A 22,751-nucleotide genomic window follows, 5' to 3' on the forward strand; every position below is an offset into this window, starting at 1 on the left:
GTGGTAGGAGAGCGTTCTAAGGGCGTTGAAGCTAGACCGGAAGGACTGGTGGAGCGCTTAGAAGTGAGAATGCCGGTATGAGTAGCGAAAGAAGGGTGAGAATCCCTTCCACCGAATGCCTAAGGTTTCCTGAGGAAGGCTCGTCCGCTCAGGGTTAGTCGGGACCTAAGCCGAGGCCGAAAGGCGTAGGCGATGGATAACAGGTTGATATTCCTGTACCACCTCCACTCCGTTTGAGCAATGGGGGGACGCAGAAGGATAGGGTAAGCGCGCTGTTGGATATGCGCGTCCAAGCAGCAAGGCTGAGAAGTAGGCAAATCCGCTTCTCATATAAGGCTGAGCTGTGATGGCGAGGGAAATATAGTACCGAAGTTCCTGATTTCACACTGCCAAGAAAAGCCTCTAGCGAGGAGTATGGTGCCCGTACCGCAAACCGACACAGGTAGGCGAGGAGAGAATCCTAAGGTGAGCGAGAGAACTCTGGTTAAGGAACTCGGCAAAATGACCCCGTAACTTCGGGAGAAGGGGTGCTCTGTTAGGGTGTTAAAGCCCGAGAGAGCCGCAGTGAATAGGCCCAGGCGACTGTTTAGCAAAAACACAGGTCTCTGCGAAGCCGTAAGGCGAAGTATAGGGGCTGACGCCTGCCCGGTGCTGGAAGGTTAAGGGGAGAGGTTAGCGCAAGCGAAGCTTTGAACCGAAGCCCCAGTAAACGGCGGCCGTAACTATAACGGTCCTAAGGTAGCGAAATTCCTTGTCGGGTAAGTTCCGACCCGCACGAAAGGCGTAACGATCTGGGCACTGTCTCAACCAGAGACTCGGTGAAATTATAGTACCTGTGAAGATGCAGGTTACCCGCGACAGGACGGAAAGACCCCGTGGAGCTTTACTGTAGCCTGATATTGAATTTTGGTACAGCTTGTACAGGATAGGTAGGAGCCTGAGAAGCCGGAGCGCTAGCTTCGGTGGAGGCGTCGGTGGGATACTACCCTGGCTGTATTGAAATTCTAACCCGCAGCCCTTATCGGGCTGGGAGACAGTGTCAGGTGGGCAGTTTGACTGGGGCGGTCGCCTCCTAAAGAGTAACGGAGGCGCCCAAAGGTTCCCTCAGAATGGTTGGAAATCATTCGTAGAGTGTAAAGGCACAAGGGAGCTTGACTGCGAGACCTACAAGTCGAGCAGGGACGAAAGTCGGGCTTAGTGATCCGGTGGTTCCGCATGGAAGGGCCATCGCTCAACGGATAAAAGCTACCCCGGGGATAACAGGCTTATCTCCCCCAAGAGTCCACATCGACGGGGAGGTTTGGCACCTCGATGTCGGCTCATCGCATCCTGGGGCTGTAGTCGGTCCCAAGGGTTGGGCTGTTCGCCCATTAAAGCGGTACGCGAGCTGGGTTCAGAACGTCGTGAGACAGTTCGGTCCCTATCCGTCGTGGGCGCAGGAAATTTGAGAGGAGCTGTCCTTAGTACGAGAGGACCGGGATGGACGCACCTCTGGTGTACCAGTTGTCTTGCCAAAGGCATAGCTGGGTAGCTACGTGCGGACGGGATAAGTGCTGAAAGCATCTAAGCATGAAGCCCCCCTCAAGATGAGATTTCCTTTAGCTTCGGCTAGTAAGATCCCTGAAAGATGATCAGGTAGATAGGTTCGAGGTGGAAGCGTGGCGACATGTGCAGCTGACGAATACTAATCGATCGAGGACTTAACCCAAAAATAATGAACGATACTTAGTGAATCTTGATATAAAAATACGTTATCTAGTTTTGAAGGAATATAGCAAAAAAATGCTTGATTTTCTTCAAAAATATATTATAATAATATTTGTCTGGTGGCGATAGCGAAGAGGTCACACCCGTTCCCATACCGAACACGGAAGTTAAGCTCTTCAGCGCCGATGGTAGTTGGGGGCTGTCCCCCTGTGAGAGTAGGACGTTGCCAGGCGAATATATTGGAGGATTAGCTCAGCTGGGAGAGCACCTGCCTTACAAGCAGGGGGTCGGCGGTTCGATCCCGTCATCCTCCACCATTTTTAGCCGGTGTAGCTCAGTTGGTAGAGCAACTGACTTGTAATCAGTAGGTCGTGGGTTCGACTCCTATCGCCGGCACCACTTAGTTTTTTTGTTAGTTTTATCTATTTCATTGTTATATATGAATAATAAAGCAACTAATTTTATTATGTGCCATTAGCTCAGTAGGTAGAGCACATTTGAATAAACTGCGAAGCGATACTACAGCGTACTCGTTGATTAACTTCTAGAATTATCTAGCAGAAACGAGGACGTCGTACAGAATATGCTTCTTAGATTGAAATAATATATAAAGATTTATTAAAAATTAATATGTTTCTTTAATTAAGTGCCATTAGCTCAGTAGGTAGAGCATCTGACTTTTAATCAGAGGGTCGAAGGTTCGAATCCTTCATGGCACACCATTTATCACGCGGGTGTGGCGGAATTGGCAGACGCGCTAGACTTAGGATCTAGTGTCTTTGACGTGGGGGTTCGAGTCCCTTCACCCGCATTATATTAGCGGAAGTAGTTCAGTGGTAGAACACCACCTTGCCAAGGTGGGGGTCGCGGGTTCGAATCCCGTCTTCCGCTCCAACAGTAGTGCCGGGGTGGCGGAACTGGCAGACGCACAGGACTTAAAATCCTGCGGTAGGTGACTACCGTACCGGTTCGATTCCGGTCCTCGGCACCAAAGTTTTTTGCACTAGCAAAATAAATTTCAATAGCGCCCGTAGCTCAATTGGATAGAGCGTTTGACTACGGATCAAAAGGTTAGGGGTTCGAGTCCTCTCGGGCGCGCCAATTTCGGGGAGTAGCTCAGCTTGGTAGAGCACTTGGTTTGGGACCAAGGGGTCGCAGGTTCGAATCCTGTCTTCCCGACCATGAAATTTACAGTTATATGGGGCCTTAGCTCAGCTGGGAGAGCGCCTGCTTTGCACGCAGGAGGTCAGCGGTTCGATCCCGCTAGGCTCCACTTATAAAACTTTAATACTTTTCTTTTTTGGCGGTGTAGCTCAGCTGGCTAGAGCGTACGGTTCATACCCGTGAGGTCGTGGGTTCGACTCCCTCCGCCGCTACCAAAAAAGGACCTTTAGCTCAGCTGGTTAGAGCAGACGGCTCATAACCGTCCGGTCGTAGGTTCGAGTCCTACAAGGTCCACCAGTAATTCTTATATGTGGAGGAATACCCAAGTCTGGCTGAAGGGATCGGTCTTGAAAACCGACAGGGGTGTCAAAGCCCGCGGGGGTTCGAATCCCTCTTCCTCCTCCATATTCTTATAAGAATTGCTTAAAGTAAAAGTTTATATATTATTGTCGCGGGGTGGAGCAGTCCGGTAGCTCGTCGGGCTCATAACCCGAAGGTCGCAGGTTCAAATCCTGTCCCCGCAACCAATAGGTCCCGTGGTGTAGCGGTTAACATGCCTGCCTGTCACGCAGGAGATCGCCGGTTCGATCCCGGTCGGGACCGCCATTTTAAATTTAATAATGGCTCGGTAGCTCAGTTGGTAGAGCACGATCGAATAAGCTGCGAAGCAATTCAACAGCGCACAAATTTTGGTTTTGAAATTTGGGTGATCATGCAAATAACTACTAATTATTGTTGCAAAGATTTACATTATGGCTCGGTAGCTCAGTTGGTAGAGCAATGGACTGAAAATCCATGTGTCGGCGGTTCGATTCCGTCCCGAGCCACCATTTTTAGGTTAATGCAGTATTGCCGGTGTAGCTCAGTTGGTAGAGCACGAACGAATAATCTTCGTAGTGAATCATTAGCGCACAAATCGAGTTGCTTCCTGAATAATCCCTGAGATTTGGGTGACTATTCAAAAACGAATAAATATTGTTGAATTAACTTTAATTAGCCGGTGTAGCTCAGTTGGTAGAGCAACTGACTTGTAATCAGTAGGTCGTGGGTTCGACTCCTATCGCCGGCACCATTTTTAAAATTAAATAGTATTATGGCGGTTGTGGCGAAGTGGTTAACGCACCTGATTGTGGTTCAGGCATTCGTGGGTTCGATTCCCATCAGTCGCCCTTTTTTTTTGCGGGTGTAGTTTAATGGTAAAACCTCAGCCTTCCAAGCTGATGTCGTGGGTTCGATTCCCATCACCCGCTCCATATGGGCCTATAGCTCAGCTGGTTAGAGCGCACGCCTGATAAGCGTGAGGTCGGTGGTTCGAGTCCACTTAGGCCCACCATACTTTAATATGATTAATCCACCATAGCTCAGCGGTAGAGCATTCGGCTGTTAACCGAAGGGTCGTAGGTTCGAATCCTACTGGTGGAGCCATATTCGGGGAAGTACTCAAGTGGCTGAAGAGGCGCCCCTGCTAAGGGTGTAGGTCGTGTAAGCGGCGCGAGGGTTCAAATCCCTCCTTCTCCGCCATTCTAATTTAGGCCCGTTGGTCAAGCGGTTAAGACACCGCCCTTTCACGGCGGTAACACGGGTTCGAATCCCGTACGGGTCATCAAAAAGTTGTGATATTTATAACAAATATCATGGCTTTTTTATTTTGTTTTAATTTTACCCCTCTCATCTAAATATAAATAGCATCTTTTTATAATGTGAAATTATGCTATACATTTGCTATACTTAAGTCTTATTCCTCTAAATAAACTAATAGTTGTCTAACTCCTTCTATTTCGTATAAATTCATATAAGGGCACAATATATTGATAAGAAAATTGATATCTTCTATTATTTGATTTAGAATAGCTCTGGGTGAATAGTAATGCATGGATTAACTAAATGGATCTTGTAAGAAGGCTTGTCAGTATGGAAAGACTATGACAATATATAAACATGTATGGTTGCAATACGATTTTTTTGAAAAAGCAAAAGTAAAATAATTTTTATGTGCAAGAATTAACAAGAATGAGTGGAGGAAATGAATGTATGAGCGAAATACCAAATTGTCCAAAATGTAACTCCGAATATACATATGAGGATGGAAGTCTTTTTATTTGCCCAGAATGTGCCTATGAGTGGTCATTAGAAACAGAAAATAGTGAAGAGCAAAAGGTTGTTAAAGATGCAAATGGGAATGTCTTAAACGATGGGGATTCTGTAACTGTTATTAAAGATTTGAAAGTAAAAGGGAGCTCTTCCGTCTTAAAAATAGGTACTAAAGTAAAGAGTATTCGTTTGGTTGATGGTGATCATGATATTGATTGCAAAATTGATGGTTTTGGAGCTATGAAATTAAAATCTGAGTTTGTTAAAAAAGTGTAATTTTACTTTTGCGAACTTCTATTTTAATGATTGATTTTATGAAAATAAGTGAATTACATAATCTTATGTGCAGCTACTGATATTAGTGCACATGTATCGACCTTCCACGGATTCACGGACTATGTGGAAGGTTTTTTGTTGATTAAAATAATATGGCTTCTATTTTTGAGGCTTGTCAGGGCATCATAGGCCATCAAAGGACTGTATGTAACAAACAACATCCAAATTAACAATTAAACTCAAAAAAGCAACACTAGGAGACTAGGAAGAGGCATCCTTAGGTTAGAGAGCGAGTCAATTGTCAAATCGACGAACTGAAAATAACGATATATCTTCTTCGCTACTACCTTCTATAATTAATTCACTTAAAATTTTCCCAACGACGCTACTAAATTTAAATCCATGACCAGAGAAGCCTGCTGCAATTGCTACGTTTGGGTAGGATGGATGCAAGTCTATAATAAAGTTTTCATCGGGAGTAAGGGTGTAGATACAAGTCTTTCCATTCTTTAGAAGAATATCTTGTTGCATGGACATATACTTTTGCAAAAACTGTTTCAAATCTCCCTCATCTTCTGGGAATTCACCGAATTGTATAATAGAAGAGTCAGGATTAATTTTTTCGCCTCCATCATGTCGACCGACCTTCAAACCGGACCCGTTAATACTTGGAAACCCATAATAAATTCCTGTAGAGGTGTCGAAAGCAAAAGCAGGAAAATGTTGGCTATTGTACATACTTTCATTTACATTAAACCAAGCAAAAGTCTTTCGAATAGGAGTAAGCGGAAGGTTTAAATCTAGTAATGCAAGTAAATGAGTGCTCCATGCTCCTGCTGAAAGCACCAATGAATCAGAATAGAAAACCTGATCTTTGGTTGTGATACGAACATTTTTTCCTTGGATAGATATATCCATCACAGGACAATTTGTTAAAATAGTAGCACCATGCTTTTTTGCTAGTTGAGCATATGTCAGAATACACTCTTCAGATTTAAGAATCCCAGAGCTTGGTTCATGGCAGGCGATAAAATTTTTCGGTAGTGTGATGCCTGGCCATTTTTGGTTAACCTGATTTGCTTTCATAATCTCTAGTGGCAAAGAAAATTTATTTGCACTAGCTATAACATTTGCAATAAAAGGTGATTCACTATTTCCGACGTTGAGCACACCTGTTTGTAAGAATAGCTCCCTATCTGTTTGTTGCTCTATATCGTTCCAAAGCTCTTGGGATTTTAGTGCTAGGGGAACATACGCCTCATTTTCACCGTAGGCATATCTTATTATTCTTGTGTCGCCATGATGACTGCCTCTATTATGTGGTGGATTAAAAGCATCTAATAATAATGTTTTCTGCCCATTTTTCGAGAGATAGTATCCTGCTGCCATCCCCATTGAACCAGCTCCTACAACAATTACATCATAATGCATTTGTGTCCTCATCCTCCTAATTTTAGCGAAAATTAAATTTAGAAATGAAATGGCTAGTTTTGTGTTGAAAGAGGGGGTGTTCGACTGTTTCATAACTTAAGTAGATACCCTCTATTCTATCAGTTAAAACTAAATATCTCATAATAATTTTAATATTTTAATATAATTACCCTCTCAAATGCCTCTTCATGATAAAAATTTTCAAAAAACTTTTCGACAAATTTATAGATTTTTCAAAGGATTTTCTTGTCTAAAAATCTTTATTGGAACCCCTTACATTTTTATAGTCATATCAAGAACTTTGACGTTATCCAAATGGAAGCGGTTTCTCTGATTTAGAGTGATTTCGACAAAATAGCAATAAATTGTGAATATTGCTACATTATGTCAACTGATTAGTGGTTGTCGGAAAAAGGAGAATGTTATAAAAAAGAGAATAGTAAAGTATAACAATAATCTTTTTAATTATATTCTGAAAGGGTGACGATTTTGATTGCAACTAGCACTACTGATTTTCAGTTGCACCTATTTCATGAGGGAACATTGAATAAGAGTTATGAGCTATTTGGTGCACATATTATGAAACACCGAAAGAAAATTATCGGAACTAGATTTACGGTTTGGGCCCCTAATGCAACGGTCGTTAGAGTTATTGGATCCTTTAATGATTGGAATGGGGAAGATTACGTTTTACAAAAAATAAATAATGAAGGCGTCTGGAGTATTCAGGTACCAGAAGAACTTACTGGACACCTCTATAAATATGAAATAGTTACAAAAACTGGGGAGATACTACATAAGTCAGATCCATTTGCTTTTCATGCTGAGGTAAGACCGAAAACTGCATCGATTGTATATGAGATGCAAGGGTATAAATGGAAAGATCAAAACTGGCGTAGAAAGAAAAAGAGAAAACTAGTTTACGAGAAGCCTATGTTTATTTATGAGTTGCATTTAGGGACATGGAAGAAAAAAGAGGATGGAGAATTATACTCCTATCGTGAGTTAATTTCTGAACTCATCCCCTATGTGAAAGAGCAGGGGTTTACTCATATCGAGCTTCTACCTTTAGTTGAACATCCCTATGACAGATCATGGGGATACCAAGGAACAGGCTATTATGCAGCGACAAGTAGATATGGGACTCCAAGTGATTTAATGGCATTTATTGATGCGTGTCACCAAGAGGACATTGGCGTTTTATTAGATTGGGTGCCAGGGCATTTTTGTAAGGATGCACATGGATTATCTATGTTTGATGGTACTCCTACTTTTGAGTATCAAACTTATAATGATCGCGAGAATGAAGTTTGGGGAACTGCAAACTTTGATTTAGGGAAGCCTGAGGTTCGAAGCTTTTTAATTTCAAATGCCCTGTATTGGATGGAATATTTCCATGTGGATGGTTTCCGTGTTGATGCTGTAGCAAACATGCTTTATTGGCCAAATTCACAAGAGGAACATGCAAATCCATTTGCACAGGAGTTTTTGAGAAAGTTGAATGAAGCTGTTTTTGAGTACGATTATAGTGCGCTTATGATTGCAGAGGATTCAACAGATTGGCCACTAGTTACTGCTCCGACATCATCAGGAGGATTAGGATTTAACTATAAATGGAATATGGGATGGATGAATGACATTCTGCGCTATATGGAGGCACCTCCTGAACACCGTAAACATCTCCATGATAAGGTCACATTTTCTATTGTATATGCTTTTTCTGAAAACTTCATTTTGCCATTTTCACACGATGAAGTAGTGCATGGAAAAAAATCTTTATTAAATAAAATGCCTGGGGAATATCAGGAGAAATTTAATCAATTACGATTATTATATGCATTTTTTCTCGCTCATCCTGGGAAGAAGCTTCTCTTTATGGGAGGGGAATTCGGACAATTTGATGAGTGGAAGGATTTAGAGCAGCTTGATTGGTTTTTGAAGGAAGAATATGAATCACACCAACAAATGAATCTTTATTTTAAAGAGTTGCTAGCATTTTATAAAGAGCAAAAGGCATTATATGAACTTGATCATATGCCAGAGGGTTTTGAATGGATTGATGCAGATAATCGTGAGCAAAGTATTTTTTCTTTTATTCGAAAAGGAAAAAAACCAACAGATACGTTAGTGGTTTTATGTAATTTTACAAACTCCGCATATGAACAATACAAAGTTGGAGTGCCTTTCATGGCCGAATATGAAGAGGTCTTTAATTCAGATCAAGTGAAATACGGTGGATCTGGTGTGGAAAATATAGGGGAGATTAGTGCGAAAGAAGGGGCATATCATGGCAAAGACTTTCATATGATGGTCAATGTTGCGCCTTTTGGAGTAAGTATGTGGCGACCTAAGAAATTACGAGGGGAGAGATAGTAGGGATGATGAAGAATAAATGTGTAGCAATGTTATTAGCAGGAGGAAAAGGTAGTCGGTTAAGCTCTTTAACAAAGACATTAGCTAAACCTGCTGTCCCGTTTGGTGGTAAATACCGCATTATTGATTTTGCTTTAAGCAATTGTACGAACTCTGGAATTCATACAGTTGGCGTATTAACGCAATATCAGCCATTAGTATTAAATTCATATATTGGAATCGGCAGTGCATGGGATTTGGATCGTAAAAATGGGGGAGTTACTGTATTGCCACCATATACAGAATCTTCTGGGGTTAAATGGTATACGGGGACGGCAAGTGCTATTTATCAAAACCTTAATTACTTAAAGCAGTATGAACCAGAAAATGTGCTGATTCTATCTGGTGACCATATTTACAAAATGAATTATGCAGAAATGCTTGATTATCATATTAAGAAAGATGCGGACGTGTCTATTTCTGTTGTAGAAGTTCCGTGGGAAGAAGCAAGTCGCTTCGGCATTATGAATACGAATGAAAAGCTTGAAGTCGTAGAATTTGATGAAAAGCCTGCTAATCCCAAAAGCAATCTGGCATCTATGGGTATCTATATTTTTAAATGGTCCGTGCTTAAGGAATATTTAGAAATGGATGATCGAAATCCAGATTCGAGTCACGATTTTGGTAAAGATGTTATTCCATTGTTGCTAGAAGAGAATAAGCATTTAATTGCATATCCATTTTCAGGATATTGGAAGGATGTTGGAACGGTAAAAAGTTTATGGGAAGCCAACATGGACTTATTAAAAGAAGAGTGTGAATTAAACTTATTTGAATATAACTGGCGCGTTTATTCCGTAAACCCCAATCACCCCCCTCAATATATTGCACCATATGCAGATGTGAATGACTCCCTAGTAAATGAAGGGTGTTTCATTGAAGGAAAGATTGATCATTCCGTAGTATTTCAGGGTGTAAAGGTTGGGAAGAACACGGTGGTACAAAATTCCGTTATCATGCCAGATGCAATCATTGGTGAGAATGTTTATATCAACAAAGCGATTGTACCTACTGGCATTGTCATTCCAGATGGCGTCGTCATTTGCCCAGAAAAAAATGAAGATGAGATTATTTTAGTTACTGAAGAAATGATGGAAAAAGGTATGTTCTCCATCTCATAATAATGACATTTAATCATAATCACAGGAAGGGATGAGAATCTATGAATAAATCAATGCTCGGAATAATAGATGCAACTACACATAATGACGCTATGCAAGAATTAACATGGAAGAGGTCGATTGCTGCCGTTCCTTTTGGAGGTCGTTACCGTTTAATCGATTTTGTCCTTTCTAATATGGTGAATTCGGAGATTCAGAGTGTCGCGATTTTCCCACGCTATCAATATCGCTCTCTAATGGATCACCTTGGATCAGGAAAGCAGTGGGATTTAGACCGAAAGCGAGACGGGTTGTTCTTTTTTCCAAGTGCTGATGGAGACGTGGATGGAAATACCGGATCTTTTCAACATTTTAAAGAAAATCAGGATTTCTTTTTAAGAAGCAATCAGAAATATGTGGTGATTGCTAATAGCTTTACCGTAAGTAATATGAATTACAAATTGATGCTTGAGCGTCATCTAAACAACCGTTGTGATATTACCCATGTCCTTCATGGGGAAGATTCTATGGATATTTATATTTTAGAGAAAGACTTGTTGGTAGAGTTGTTTACGAATTACGAGCGAACTGGGTATCGCAGTATCATGGATGTTGTGGAGGATGTAAACAGCGGCTACAAAGTATGTAATTATGAGTTTACTAGTTATGCGGCAGTGATTAATTCGGTAGAAAGCTATTACAAGCATAGCTTAGAATTGCTAAACCCTACTATATGGCAGCAAGTATTTAAGAAAAACCATCCGATATTCACTAAAGTAAAGGATGAACCACCAACTAGTTATTCAAAGGATGCTTATGTGAAAAATTGTATGATCGCAAACGGAGCGATTATTGAAGGGCATGTGGAGAATAGTGTTATCTTCCGCGGAGTGAAAATAGGAAAAGGTACGGTTATTAAGAACAGTATTGTGATGCAAAAAGGAATTATCGGCATGAATTGTGTTTTAGATTCTGTTGTTCTAGACAAAGATGTAAGAGTAGAGGATGGCACAATTTTAACTGGAAAGTCTTCTTCACCTTATTTGGTAAGAAAAGGTACTGTACAAGGAGCTCTGATGAATTCGTGAAGGTTTTGTTTGTAGTATCAGAATGTGTCCCATTTGTGAAATCTGGTGGCTTAGGTGATGTTGCAGGTGCATTGCCTAAGGAGTTAAAGAAGCTTGGTACAGATGTGAGGGTGATTTTGCCTAAATATGGGCAAATTCCCACTCCATTTAAGCAAAAAATGAAAAGGGTGCAAACCACATTCGTGGATGTTGGTTGGAGACATCAATATTGTGGAATTGATCAATTAGTTCTCGATAATGTAACATACTATTTTATTGACAATGAATACTACTTTAAACGCGATTCCTTGTATGGTCATTATGACGATGGGGAACGTTTTTCGTTCTTCTGTCGAGCGGTGTTAGAAAGTATGGCCGCCATCGATTTTGTGCCAGATGTGATTCATTGCCATGATTGGCATACTGGGATGGTGAATTTTTTACTAGAAAATGAATATAAGAAAAACCCGCGTTTTGAGCATATTCAAAGTGTCTTTACTATTCATAACTTGCAGTTTCAAGGAGTGTTTCCACCAAGTATTTTGCAAGACTTGCTTGGTTTAGATGGGCAGTATCTTACTACTGATCAATTAGAATTTTATGGGAATGTGAATTTTATGAAAGCTGCCTTGGTTTCGTCTGGTCTGATTACGACTGTAAGCCCTACTTATCGAGATGAGATTCAAACACCTTATTTTGGAGAAAATTTAGATGGTGTCTTGCGTCGCCGTAGTGATGATTTAATGGGAATTATAAATGGAATTGATGATGAAATGTATAATCCAGAAACAGATGAGTATATTGAGGCGACTTATCATCAGTCCAAGAAGTTTAATAACAAACAAAAGAATAAAGCTGCTTTGCAGAAGCTATGTGGCTTACCTGTTAATGAGGAAAGCCCAATTATTGCGATGGTTAGTCGCTTAACAAAGCAAAAAGGTTTAGATTTGGTGACTCGTGTATTACATGAAATTCTTGAAGAAGATGTGCAAATCGTTGTTCTTGGAACTGGAGAGCAAAAGTTTGAGCAATTTTTCCGGGACTTATCCAATAGATATCCTGAAAAGGTACGAACGTTTATAGGGTTTGATGAGCCACTTGCACATCAAATTTATGCGGGAGCAGATATGTTTTTAATGCCATCAAGATTTGAGCCGTGCGGACTGGGGCAATTAATTGCCCTTCGCTATGGAACGATCCCAATTGTTCGTGAAACTGGTGGGTTGAATGACACGGTGCATTCTTATGATGAAACAACCTTAGAAGGCAATGGGTTTAGCTTTACTAATTTTAATGCCCATGACATGTTGTATACGATTCGACGAGCTGTATTAATGTATCAGCAGAAGCCGGAGATATGGAACGGGATAATGAAGGAAGCGATGGAGCGAGATTATAGTTGGGCGAAATCTGCATTTAAATATAATCAGCTTTATTCAACTTTGATTGCTAGGAGTGGAGTGCATGTTCTCTAACAAAGAGAAATTTAAATCAACCTTTTTGAAAAAGCTTGAGAGTATGTACGGAAAAAGCTTTCAAGAATCATCCTCACGAGATCATTATCATACACTTGGAAACATGGTGCGGGAATACATAAGCTCTAACTGGATTGCCACAAATGAGCGAAATCGCACAACCAATGAAAAACAAGTTTATTATCTTTCCATTGAATTTTTGCTTGGAAGGTTGTTAGGAAATAATTTATTGAATTTAGGAATTCAAGAAGTGGTGGAAGAAGGTTTAAAAGAGCTAGGTTTAGAACTTTCTGCTATTGAAGAAATTGAGGCCGATGCAGGGCTAGGAAACGGTGGTTTAGGACGTTTGGCTGCTTGTTTCTTAGATTCCTTGGCATCACTAAATCTACCTGGGCATGGGTGTGGAATTCGTTATAAACATGGACTATTTGATCAGAAATTTGTGGAAGGCTATCAGGTGGAGCTTCCCGAGCAATGGTTAAGGCACGGTAATGTTTGGGAGGTTAGAAAACCTGACCAAGCAGTAGAGGTTAATTTCTGGGGCAAGGTTGAATCTTATCGTGAAGAGGACAAACTTAGATTTAGACATGCAAAAGGGGAAGCAATAACAGCTGTCCCGTATGATATGCCCGTAATTGGCTATCAAACAGATACTGTTAATATGCTTCGTCTCTGGAGTGCTGAGCCAGCTCCATTTCCTATTAATAAAGATATTATGCAATATAAGCGGGATACAGAGGCTGTTTCAGAGTTTCTCTATCCAGACGATACGCATGATGAAGGGAAGATTTTGCGATTAAAGCAGCAATATTTTTTAGTTGCAGCAAGTATTGGTAGTATTGTACGATCTTACCGGAAAAAGAATGGTAGTTTGGTAGATTTTCACAAACGAGTAAATATTCACATTAATGATACACACCCTGTTCTTGCTATTCCAGAATTGATGAGAATTTTACTAGATGAAGAGGATATGAGCTGGGAACAGGCTTGGGAAATTACGTCTCATACGATTTCCTATACCAATCATACAACGCTTTCAGAGGCTTTGGAAAAGTGGCCAGTATCAATATTTCAACCGCTCTTGCCGCGAATTTATATGATTGTGGAAGAGATAAATGAGCGCTATTGTGCAGACCTTTGGAAAAAGTACCCTGGTGAGTGGAATCGCATTGAAGATATGGCAATTCTTGCTCATGGTTTAGTAAAAATGGCGCATTTAGCAATTGTCGGTAGCTTTAGCGTGAATGGCGTAGCAAAAATTCATACAGAAATATTAAAAAATCGAGAAATGCGTTTATTCTATGAGGCATTTCCGGATAAGTTCAATAACAAAACAAATGGAATTACCCATCGTCGTTGGTTATTAAAGGCTAATCCGCAGCTAACCAACTTGATTCAAGAGACCATTGGTACTGGCTGGATAAAAGATACAACGCAGTTGCGTCAACTTGATGTCTATGCAAACGATTCCAATTTCTTAGAAAAGCTAGAACGTGTAAAAAGGGAACGTAAGCTGATTTTAGGAGAAAGAATTCGTAAGCAAACAGGTATGCTCATTGATCCTGATAGTATTTTTGATGTCCAGGTGAAAAGGCTTCATGCTTATAAGCGTCAGTTACTAAATGTGTTCCATATTATGCACTTATATAATCGTTTAAGGGAAGACAGTAGTTTTGATATCCATCCGCGTACCTTTATTTTTGGTGCGAAGGCTTCACCGGGATATTATTATGCAAAGCGGGTTATCAAGCTAATTAACGCTCTAGCTGATAAAGTAAATAATGATGAGACGATTAATGGAAAACTAAAGGTTGTTTTCCTAGAAAATTATCGGGTGTCACTTGCGGAGGATATCTTCCCAGCTGCAGATATAAGTGAACAAATTTCTACGGCAAGTAAAGAAGCTTCTGGAACAGGAAATATGAAATTCATGATGAACGGTGCTTTAACAATTGGAACATTAGACGGAGCCAACATTGAAATCAAAGAAGAAGTTGGCGAAGAGAATATGTTTATTTTCGGTTTGACAGCCGAGCAAGTTCTAAATTATTACCAAAATGGTGGATACCGCTCTAGTGAATATTATCATCACGACAAGCGCATTCAACAGATATTGGAACAGCTAATTAATGGTTTTTTCCCTGATGTAGATGATCATTTTGAGCCAATTCATGATTCTTTATTGATGCAAAATGATGAGTATTTTGTATTAAAAGATTTCGCGTCTTATATTGATGCACAGGAACGTGTAGATGATACGTATCGAGACCGTAGGAATTGGTTGACGATGAGTGCGAAGAACATTGCTCATTCAGGGTTCTTCTCTAGTGATAGAACAATTAGGCAGTATGCGGATGAGATTTGGGGACTAGAACCTAGTCTTAATAGGAAGTAAGAAGAAGAAGGGCGAGAGTGCCCTTCTTTTACTTTAGATGGAACAAAGCAATGGAAAAGAGCAAAATTCAATAAGTTTTCTACGGTAAACTATAACTTTGTTTTCATTGCTTCTATATACGTCTCAATGCTATGGTTCTTCACAATTGATCCTTTTCTTAGTAAAAAATGAGAGGCAGTGGAGGTATGTTTATAATGCCATGTCTTTTTGCTAATAGGACCAGTTACTTTGGTGGGTGGAATGAGTGGTACCACATCAGCTAGGTTTACAAAGCGAATGGAAGCGGGAACGTGTAGATCATAGATATTAGCGAAGGATTCATCGCCTACTCGAGGCGCTGCATAGCTGTACATGTAGATGGAAGAAAACTCGGAATTCAACGCACAATCGAGTGCATGGAGCGCAGCGATTCCTCCACCCAAGCTATGCCCTGTAATAAAAAGTATTTTATCCCTGTCTAGTTGCACTAAGCCATCTAATACTTCATTTCTTAATGACTCATAGATAGATAAGAAACCTGTGTGAACGAGCGGACTTGAAGAGCAATAAGGAAACGGCTCTTGAAAGATCTCCGCATCGGAAATCCAATTCGGATCTGTCTGAGTTCCTCTAAAGGAAACAACTATGGCATCTTCTGATTCTAAAATAAACCCAAACCATTCAATGCTATGGAAGGATTTCCCTTTGAATTCTTTTATAAGCTCAAAGCCATATGGTACAGAAAAAATTCCATTTTGAAGAAACTGATCGTAGGCTAACTGACAGCATTCTGCAAGAAAAATGGCCCAGTCCTTTGACAAAATATCTCGGGTATACATCGATCATATCCCTCACTTTAACAAAAATCGTGATAACGGTCTATGATAATGTATTGTTGTATCCCTGATTAGGTGTCAATTTTTGTTTGCAGTATAAGAAGTAGAAAAAATCCTCCTAAAACCATTTGGCAAAAAAGAAGTGAAAAATTAATGGAAAACACACAAAAAAGATGGTACCTATAGAGAAAATAGATACCATCATTTTAAATTAGCTATGTTCGTCCCGCCCGTCCTGTGATCGAAGTGCAAGGTGTGAGACCACACCAGCGATCGCTCGCTGCCGCCTGGAACGGAAATCAATAGGGTGCTCAAAGAGGTCACCTTATATTTTCAGGTAGACACCAATGCAAAGAAGTTTGCACCATGAGTAATGAAAATAGAAGGCTTTAGACTGTTAACCTTAATTTTTATCCGATTCCCCTGTAGATTGGAGTGCAGGGTGTGAGACTCCTGCGGGAGAAGCGTGTTTCGGGGAGACCCCGCAGGAGCGACAGCGACGAGGAGGCTCCCGGACCGCCCGCGGAAAGCGAACACCCGGAACGGAAATCGAAAGGGAGTTTGACAGTTAACCCTTATTTTCAGGGTATTCTTTAAAATAAAGTCTGTACCCTTATTCCTCAGTATAAGGATGCTTCTCATACCCAGGCAAATCACCAAAAGTAGTCATAATACCTTCTTCATCTAAAGCAGCTTCGTATTCTTCATGTTTTGCAGAAGGATAAACCTGTATGTGTTGGCCATACATATCAGTTCCGATAAAGTTTTCATAATCCTCTACGTACCCTTCGTTTTCTGCGCTTTCTACATAGGTTCGATTGTAGTGCTCAATATCATCGGCAAAGTCAGAAGGAGACTCAGACGTCCCATAGCTTTGAACGATTTGCCATGTATCTTCTGCATCAAAAGCTACACCTTCTGACTCATCGTATTCAAATCTGCCGTATGGTGGTGCTAAAACCTCTTCTTCGACAGGTCGATCATGAGAGACAAATTGATCAGGGCTATGTTCCTTGCAATAGGTAGTGGTTGGGAGCGCCTCTAATCGTTCAACATTTATCTCTTCTCCACATACTTCACATTTTCCATATGTTCCTTTTTCCATTGCTGCAAGCGCATGCTCGATATCATGTACCTCTTTTTCTGTATGTTCATTTAATGCAATATCTTTTTCTCGTTCGTATAACTCGGTGCCTAAATCTGCCGGGTGATTGTCATATGCAGAAAGTTCACTAACTGTTTCATAGGGATGCTCTTGTTCTAATTGATAATGATCATTCTGTGCTAAATGTGCCTCTAATTCTTTTTTTGATTGCTCTAATTGTTGTTTCAGTTGAGTTATTTTTTCATGGGATACCATAACATACTCCTTTCATAAATCCTGCCTATTTGTATTATGAACTTCCCACGAAAAAACATGATTTCCAATTAGTGAGTAGTGTAAAAAAAGAGGTCAACACTTTAGCAAAGTGTTGACCTCTTTCACTTATATAAAATAACCAAGTACAATCCCAATACCGAGTAAAAAGCCAAAGATTGTATTCGTTTGAGCTGTTGCTTTCATTGCAGGCATCATACTTACGTTGCTTTTATTGCTTCTAAAGCCTTTAATAGCAGTTAATGGCTTGATGACAGATAAAAACACTAATAATGACCAAATTGATGCGTACCCTAAAGAGATAAAGAGTACGATAAGGGCGTAAGAGCCAATAAACATGGCAGCTAATAAAAGAATGGCATTTTTTCTTCCCACCAAGATGGCCACTGTTTTCCGCCCGTTTTCTTTATCACCATCTAAATCACGAATATTATTGGCAAGCAAAATCGCGCCAACTAAAATAGAAATGGGAATGGAAATTAGCATGCTAACAGAAGTAATCATACCGGTTTGAATATAAAATGATATTAAAATAATCACAAAGCCCATGAAGAATCCTGCTACAATTTCACCAAAAGGGGTATAGGCAATTGGGTAAGGTCCGCCCGTATAAAAGTAACCAGCGGCCATACATGCCGTACCAATAGCAGCCAACCACCATGTGCTATTCATGCAAATATATATACCTAATAGGGTGGCAATGCCAAAGAGTATAAAGGCTAATCGGATAACAGTTTGTGGGCTAACACCTTCTCGTACAATGGCTCCACCAATTCCAACTGAGTTTTCATTATCCAGGCCCTTTTTATAGTCGTAATATTCATTCACCATATTGGTCGCAGCTTGAATTAATAGGCTTGCAATAAGCATTGCAAAAAATAATGGCCAATCAATAACTGTATCGTACAGTGCTAGTGATGTACCAATAAATACCGGGACAAACGCTGCAGTTAACGTGTGAGGGCGTAGTAAATTCCACCAAACTTTCCAGCGTTTTTCAGTAGGTGTTTGGAAATGTTGTTGAGTTTCTATTGTCTGAGGTTGCATCTAAACCCCTCCATCTTTTTACGTTGATATTTTTGATACAAGGTTGGGACGTATTTACCATGCGTTTCATAAATGAGAAGCAGAAATGATATATTATAAATACAGTATAAGTTTATGTAAAGGGACAAAGAGTGTCAACGCTTTTTCACTATAAAGGTCAGTATAACTTTTTCCAGTAGAATTAACGGTCTAGCTTTTTGAGACATAAGCCATCTTTCTTTCGTAGGAACAGTTCATCCTCCTGCGAAAATCTGCCTTATGCTTGTCGGAGCTGAGCGAGCTGCTTCTACTTATAAAGAAAGAAGAAAGAATAGGGTTCATTTTGTTGACATTAAAAGGTTTTGAGGTGTATCTTAAAGGAAGCTATTCGAGAGACAAAAGTCTTGCGGTAACAAGGCCTCGGGGGGAGTCTTACATGATTACAATGCCATTTCATCATATAGTGAATTTATGGGAGGAAGCAAAAGAAAGAGCTATTTCCATAAATCAACCGGTACTTATTAGTTATACACAAAAGGTGGAGCAGCTAAATCCCCTTCATTTTTTTCAAAGCAGTGAAAATTATTATCCAGGACAACGATTTTTCTGGTCAAATCCTACAAAAAGCCACGTGATGGTTGGGGCTGGAATAACGAAGGAATTTACTGCTTTAGGTGACGAAAACAGATTTCATCATATTGAAAATCAATGGAAGCGGTTAATGGAACAGGCTGTAAGGAACGAAGAATCAAAGGAAGTTGGACCTATTATTTATGGTGGCTTTTCTTTTGATCCTAATAAGGAAAAAACTAAGCTCTGGAGCAACTTTGCAGATGCATTGTTTATTCTTCCAACGATTATGCTAACAAATATTAATGATTCAACATATGTGACAATTAACTATTTAAGTGATTGCAAGGAAAGTCATCTGCATGAGCTTATGAATATAAAAGAAGAGCTTTTAAGCGGCTCTTCTATTAAGCATGCTCGTACACCATCTGTTTTAAAATGTTTAGAAATGGATCCGTTAGACTGGAAGGATTCCATTAACACGGTGACAAGTCGGATCTCTAATGGAGCGATGGATAAGGTTGTCCTTGCTAGGGAGCTCAGAGTTCTATTTCATGATGTCATTAATGTAGGAGCTGTATTAGAAAATCTTTTAGAGGAGCAATCAAATAGTTACCTCTTCACAGTGGAAAGAGGAGCTGATTGTTTTTTAGGTGCGACTCCAGAACAATTGGTGAAAAAGGACGGGAGAGAAGTCCAATCCATGTGTTTAGCTGGATCTATTGCTCGAGGATCCACTCCAAAGGAAGATGAAGCATTTGGAGAAAGCCTTTTATCGGACAATAAAAATATTCATGAGCACGAACTAGTGGTTCAGATGATCAAGAGCTCTTTACAAAAAGTCTGTCGGGATGTTTGCACACCGAGAGAGCCAAATTTATATAAGATGAAGCATATTCAACATCTTCATACACCAGTAACGGCTAAGATTCAAGAGGAGATTAGTTTGGCGGATTTAGTCAAACTATTACATCCTACTCCTGCACTGGGAGGTTATCCGAAAGAAATTTCCATGGAAACAATCAGAGAAGTGGAGAAGCTAGACCGTGGTTGGTATGCTGGTCCCCTTGGGTGGATGGATTGGCAAAATGACGGAGAGTTTATTGTTGCGATTCGTTCCGGGTTATTACAAGGAAATGAGGCCTCTTTATTTGCTGGATGCGGAATTGTCGGCGATTCTGATCCAGAAAGTGAATATAAGGAAACACAAATAAAATTTAGACCAATGTTATCAGCATTAGGGGGCATCCAGAAATAATGAAAGCTTCAAACGACATGACGTATTATCTTGCAGCTTTTGTAGACGAGCTTGTAAAAAGTGGAATGACAGATGTAGTGATTAGCCCGGGTTCTAGATCTACCCCTATTGCTATTTTAATGGCAGAGCATCCCAATCTAAAGATTACAGTTTTAATAGATGAGCGCTCTGCTTCTTTTTATGCGCTTGGATTAGCAAAGACAACTGGAAAACCAGTGGCACTTCTTTGTACTTCAGGTACAGCAGCAACCAACTATTATCCAGCTATTGTAGAGGCGTATCAATCTCGAATTCCGTTAATTGTCCTGACTGCAGACCGACCTCATGAACTTCGTGATGTTGGAGCTCCACAAGCGATTGATCAAATAAAAATGTATGGAAACTATGTAAAATGGTTTGTTGAAATGTCTTTGCCTATCGATGATCAGGCTATGATCCAATATTCGAGAACCATGGCTGCTAGAGCAATAGGCACCTCTTTAAGTGCACCTAGTGGCCCCGTTCATATGAATTTTCCATTGAGAGATCCACTTGTCCCTAATCTAGAAGCAGAACAGCTGTGGACGAAGTATAAAGAAGCTAGTGGATCCGTTGTAGAAGTTAGTATCGGAAGCTATTCTATTTCCGAGGAACGTGCGGAATTCTTTGCTAAGCTTTTAGCTGAATGTAGAAATGGAGTAATTGTGTGCGGAGAAATGACAGGTGAATCAGATTTTTCCGATAGTGTGACGATGTTAGCTGAAGCACTACAATTTCCGATATTTGCAGATCCATTATCTGGATTGCGGACAGGGATGCATAATAAGGCTTATGTAATGGAAGGATACGATGCTTTTTTAAGAGCAGATTCTGTAAAAGAAGGCTTTGTACCAGATGTTATCATTCGTTTTGGAGCAATGCCTGTTTCTAAATTTCTTATGCAATACATAAGTAAAGCAACAACTGCTACTCAAATCGTGGTCGATGCAGACGGTGGTTGGCGTGACCCGACACTACAAGCAAGCTACATGGTTCATTGTGAAGAATCTCATTTTTGTAAAAAAGTACTTCAGTATGTAAAACCAAGAAAATCGAATGAGTGGTTCAAACAGTTAAAATCGCTGAATGAAAGGACAAAGCAAATTCTACTTTCTCATGGAAATGAAGAACAATTATTTGAAGGTCAGGTTATACGAGAACTCCAACAACTTTTACCAGATGGAGCAGCAATTTTTGTAGGAAACAGCATGCCTATTAGAGATGTGGATACCTTTTTCTTCACAAATAGTAAAGAGATAAAAGTCTTAGCAAATCGTGGTGCAAATGGAATAGATGGTGTTGTTTCAACAGCGCTAGCAGCTAGCAATGTGTACGAGCATACAGTGCTAGTGATTGGGGATCTTTCATTTTATCATGATATGAACGGTTTGCTAGCCGCAAAGCTATTGAAATTGAATATAACCATTGTGTTGATTAACAATAATGGTGGAGGGATTTTCTCTTTTCTTCCACAATCAAAGATAGAGCAGCACTTTGAAGCACTATTTGGTACCCCGATGGACATGGATTTTGAACATGCTGTTAAGCTTTATGATGGAAACTATTCCATTGTGCAAACATGGAAGGAGTTTAAGTCAGAACTTGTCGCATCTCTGTCTAACAAGGGATTGAATGTTATAGAAGTTCCGACAAATCGTAAGGAAAATGAGCAAACTCATCGTAAATTGTGGAATGCTGTTTCCCAGGAAATGAACTTGTCATATGAAAGGGAATTATGATGGAAGTAAATGGTGTTTCCTATTATGTTAGGACATGTGGAGATGGGCCAAAAAAGGTTTTATTGCTTCATGGGTTCACAGGTATAGGAGAGAATTTCCATGATGCAATTTCAATGTTCGAGGACTATGGGAATTTCACATTTATTTTTTTGGATTTTCTAGGACATGGGAAGAGTTCTATTCCTAGCTCTAGTATCCGGTATTCAATGGAACATACAATTAGAGATGTAAAAACAATTTTGGATAAGTTAATGATAAAGAAGCTTTCTATTATTGGTTATTCCATGGGTGGCCGTGTTGGGTTATCCTTTGCTGCTGCTTACCCTGAATACATGGAAAAACTCGTGCTTGAAAGTGCATCTCCAGGGATTAAATTAACAAATGAGCAGCAGGAAAGAGTGAAAGCTGATACTCTTTTGGCAGAAAGAATTAGGCATGAGGGTGTTCAAGCCTTTGTTGACTATTGGTCAGCTATTCCATTGTTTGAAACGCAACGGTATTTGCCTAAAGAGAAGCAACAAATGATTTATGAGCAGAGAATGAAGAATTCTCCCATAGGATTAGTAAATAGTTTACTTGGTTTAGGAACAGGTGCACAACCTTCCAATTGGGATAGGTTAAAAACTTTGGAGGCAAAGACACTCTTGCTCGCAGGTGAATTGGATGAAAAATTTGTCCAAATTGCTCAGGAAATGACTAAACACATGAAAAACGCAGAATTTGTTAAAATAAGTGGAGCAGGACATGCAATTCATGTGGAACAACCAAGAAAGTTTGGTAAAATAGTAAGTGAGTTTTTGTCGAATTGACAAAGTAGGGAGGAAAAAGA

General features: G+C 40.1%; 13 protein-coding genes, 22 tRNA genes and 2 rRNA genes (1 of these 37 only partly in view). 33 read left to right on the forward strand and 4 right to left on the reverse strand.

Annotation, left to right across the window (positions count from 1 at the left end):
• From BK580_RS04885 to BK580_RS05005, 25 genes are all read left to right on the forward strand, one after another.
• Window positions 1–1,708: ribosomal RNA gene (locus BK580_RS04885) — 23S ribosomal RNA — on the forward strand (it extends 1,224 nt beyond the left edge of the window).
• Between the two features lie 114 nt (window positions 1,709–1,822).
• Window positions 1,823–1,939, forward strand: a 5S ribosomal RNA gene (rrf, locus tag BK580_RS04890).
• 9 nt (window positions 1,940–1,948) lie between these two features.
• Window positions 1,949–2,024: transfer RNA gene (locus tag BK580_RS04895), tRNA-Val, on the forward strand.
• 6 nt (window positions 2,025–2,030) lie between these two features.
• Window positions 2,031–2,106 (forward strand) — tRNA-Thr (locus tag BK580_RS04900).
• Window positions 2,107–2,353: 247 nt separating this feature from the next.
• Window positions 2,354–2,429: transfer RNA gene (locus tag BK580_RS04905), tRNA-Lys, on the forward strand.
• Window positions 2,430–2,437: 8 nt separating this feature from the next.
• A tRNA-Leu gene (locus tag BK580_RS04910) sits at window positions 2,438–2,518 on the forward strand.
• Between the two features lie 8 nt (window positions 2,519–2,526).
• A tRNA-Gly gene (locus BK580_RS04915) sits at window positions 2,527–2,601 on the forward strand.
• A gap of 8 nt (window positions 2,602–2,609) precedes the next feature.
• Window positions 2,610–2,698, forward strand: a tRNA-Leu gene (locus tag BK580_RS04920).
• Between the two features lie 33 nt (window positions 2,699–2,731).
• Window positions 2,732–2,808: transfer RNA gene (locus BK580_RS04925), tRNA-Arg, on the forward strand.
• Window positions 2,809–2,812: 4 nt separating this feature from the next.
• A tRNA-Pro gene (locus tag BK580_RS04930) sits at window positions 2,813–2,889 on the forward strand.
• An 18-nt stretch (window positions 2,890–2,907) separates the two neighbouring features.
• Window positions 2,908–2,980, forward strand: a tRNA-Ala gene (locus tag BK580_RS04935).
• A gap of 29 nt (window positions 2,981–3,009) precedes the next feature.
• Window positions 3,010–3,086, forward strand: a tRNA-Met gene (locus BK580_RS04940).
• A gap of 5 nt (window positions 3,087–3,091) precedes the next feature.
• Window positions 3,092–3,168, forward strand: a tRNA-Ile gene (locus tag BK580_RS04945).
• 15 nt (window positions 3,169–3,183) lie between these two features.
• Window positions 3,184–3,276, forward strand: a tRNA-Ser gene (locus BK580_RS04950).
• 45 nt (window positions 3,277–3,321) lie between these two features.
• A tRNA-Met gene (locus BK580_RS04955) sits at window positions 3,322–3,398 on the forward strand.
• A gap of 3 nt (window positions 3,399–3,401) precedes the next feature.
• A tRNA-Asp gene (locus BK580_RS04960) sits at window positions 3,402–3,477 on the forward strand.
• 148 nt (window positions 3,478–3,625) lie between these two features.
• Window positions 3,626–3,701: transfer RNA gene (locus tag BK580_RS04965), tRNA-Phe, on the forward strand.
• Window positions 3,702–3,867: 166 nt separating this feature from the next.
• Window positions 3,868–3,943, forward strand: a tRNA-Thr gene (locus tag BK580_RS04970).
• Between the two features lie 24 nt (window positions 3,944–3,967).
• Window positions 3,968–4,040: transfer RNA gene (locus BK580_RS04975), tRNA-His, on the forward strand.
• Window positions 4,041–4,050: 10 nt separating this feature from the next.
• A tRNA-Gly gene (locus BK580_RS04980) sits at window positions 4,051–4,124 on the forward strand.
• Between the two features lie 3 nt (window positions 4,125–4,127).
• Window positions 4,128–4,204, forward strand: a tRNA-Ile gene (locus BK580_RS04985).
• Window positions 4,205–4,221: 17 nt separating this feature from the next.
• A tRNA-Asn gene (locus tag BK580_RS04990) sits at window positions 4,222–4,296 on the forward strand.
• Window positions 4,297–4,301: 5 nt separating this feature from the next.
• A tRNA-Ser gene (locus BK580_RS04995) sits at window positions 4,302–4,392 on the forward strand.
• Between the two features lie 10 nt (window positions 4,393–4,402).
• Window positions 4,403–4,474, forward strand: a tRNA-Glu gene (locus BK580_RS05000).
• Window positions 4,475–4,902: 428 nt separating this feature from the next.
• Entirely contained in the window at window positions 4,903–5,238 is a 336-nt protein-coding gene (locus BK580_RS05005; protein ID WP_078379273.1) for a zinc ribbon domain-containing protein YjdM, read from the forward strand.
• Between the two features lie 294 nt (window positions 5,239–5,532).
• Here the strand turns inward: BK580_RS05005 and solA are convergent, their stop codons facing one another.
• Window positions 5,533–6,669, reverse strand: coding sequence for an N-methyl-L-tryptophan oxidase (solA, locus tag BK580_RS05010; RefSeq protein ID WP_078379274.1), 1,137 nt, complete (start codon window positions 6,667–6,669; stop codon window positions 5,533–5,535).
• A gap of 489 nt (window positions 6,670–7,158) precedes the next feature.
• Between solA and glgB the strand changes: the two genes are divergently transcribed.
• Genes glgB through BK580_RS05035 form a run of 5 tightly spaced genes read left to right on the forward strand, consistent with a single transcriptional unit; the run spans window position 7,159 to window position 15,118 of the window.
• A complete protein-coding gene (gene glgB / locus BK580_RS05015) occupies window positions 7,159–9,042 on the forward strand; it encodes a 1,4-alpha-glucan branching enzyme (protein WP_078379275.1) in 1,884 nt (627 codons plus the stop codon).
• A 5-nt stretch (window positions 9,043–9,047) separates the two neighbouring features.
• Complete coding sequence (locus BK580_RS05020) at window positions 9,048–10,202, forward strand: glucose-1-phosphate adenylyltransferase (protein WP_078379276.1); 1,155 nt, start codon at window positions 9,048–9,050, stop codon at window positions 10,200–10,202.
• Between the two features lie 41 nt (window positions 10,203–10,243).
• On the forward strand, window positions 10,244–11,269 hold the full coding sequence (locus BK580_RS05025) for a GlgC family sugar phosphate nucleotidyltransferase (protein ID WP_078379277.1): 1,026 nt from the start codon (window positions 10,244–10,246) through the stop codon (window positions 11,267–11,269).
• Window positions 11,266–12,723 (forward strand): glycogen synthase GlgA, encoded by a 1,458-nt coding sequence (gene glgA / locus BK580_RS05030; protein WP_078379278.1) that lies wholly within the window; start codon window positions 11,266–11,268, stop codon window positions 12,721–12,723. Before BK580_RS05025 ends, glgA begins: the two co-directional genes overlap by 4 nt.
• Window positions 12,713–15,118 (forward strand): glycogen/starch/alpha-glucan phosphorylase, encoded by a 2,406-nt coding sequence (locus BK580_RS05035; RefSeq protein WP_078379279.1) that lies wholly within the window; start codon window positions 12,713–12,715, stop codon window positions 15,116–15,118. The genes glgA and BK580_RS05035 overlap by 11 nt, the downstream gene beginning before the upstream one ends.
• 89 nt (window positions 15,119–15,207) lie before the next feature.
• Here the strand turns inward: BK580_RS05035 and BK580_RS05040 are convergent, their stop codons facing one another.
• The 3 genes from BK580_RS05040 to BK580_RS05050 form a co-directional block, all read right to left on the reverse strand.
• Window positions 15,208–15,936: a lipase family protein gene (locus tag BK580_RS05040; protein WP_078379280.1), complete on the reverse strand. Its 729-nt coding sequence runs from the start codon at window positions 15,934–15,936 to the stop codon at window positions 15,208–15,210.
• A gap of 610 nt (window positions 15,937–16,546) precedes the next feature.
• Window positions 16,547–17,293, reverse strand: coding sequence for a TraR/DksA C4-type zinc finger protein (locus BK580_RS05045; RefSeq protein WP_078379281.1), 747 nt, complete (start codon window positions 17,291–17,293; stop codon window positions 16,547–16,549).
• A gap of 126 nt (window positions 17,294–17,419) precedes the next feature.
• The gene (locus BK580_RS05050) at window positions 17,420–18,358 is read right to left on the reverse strand and encodes a 1,4-dihydroxy-2-naphthoate polyprenyltransferase (protein WP_078379282.1); all 939 of its coding nucleotides are present in this window, start codon (window positions 18,356–18,358) and stop codon (window positions 17,420–17,422) included.
• Between the two features lie 415 nt (window positions 18,359–18,773).
• On the opposite strand from BK580_RS05050, the gene BK580_RS05055 reads away from it, so the two are divergent.
• Genes BK580_RS05055 through menH form a run of 3 tightly spaced genes read left to right on the forward strand, consistent with a single transcriptional unit; the run spans window position 18,774 to window position 22,731 of the window.
• Window positions 18,774–20,165 (forward strand): isochorismate synthase, encoded by a 1,392-nt coding sequence (locus tag BK580_RS05055; protein WP_078379283.1) that lies wholly within the window; start codon window positions 18,774–18,776, stop codon window positions 20,163–20,165.
• Window positions 20,165–21,922, forward strand: a complete 1,758-nt coding sequence (gene menD, locus BK580_RS05060) for a 2-succinyl-5-enolpyruvyl-6-hydroxy-3-cyclohexene-1-carboxylic-acid synthase (protein WP_078379284.1) — start codon at window positions 20,165–20,167, stop codon at window positions 21,920–21,922. Before BK580_RS05055 ends, menD begins: the two co-directional genes overlap by 1 nt.
• On the forward strand, window positions 21,919–22,731 hold the full coding sequence (gene menH / locus BK580_RS05065) for a 2-succinyl-6-hydroxy-2,4-cyclohexadiene-1-carboxylate synthase (protein ID WP_235863994.1): 813 nt from the start codon (window positions 21,919–21,921) through the stop codon (window positions 22,729–22,731). Before menD ends, menH begins: the two co-directional genes overlap by 4 nt.
• Window positions 22,732–22,751: the final 20 nt, after the last annotated feature.

The organism is Sutcliffiella halmapala, from assembly GCF_002019665.1.
GTDB classification, from domain to species: domain Bacteria; phylum Bacillota; class Bacilli; order Bacillales; family Bacillaceae_I; genus Sutcliffiella_A; species Sutcliffiella_A halmapala.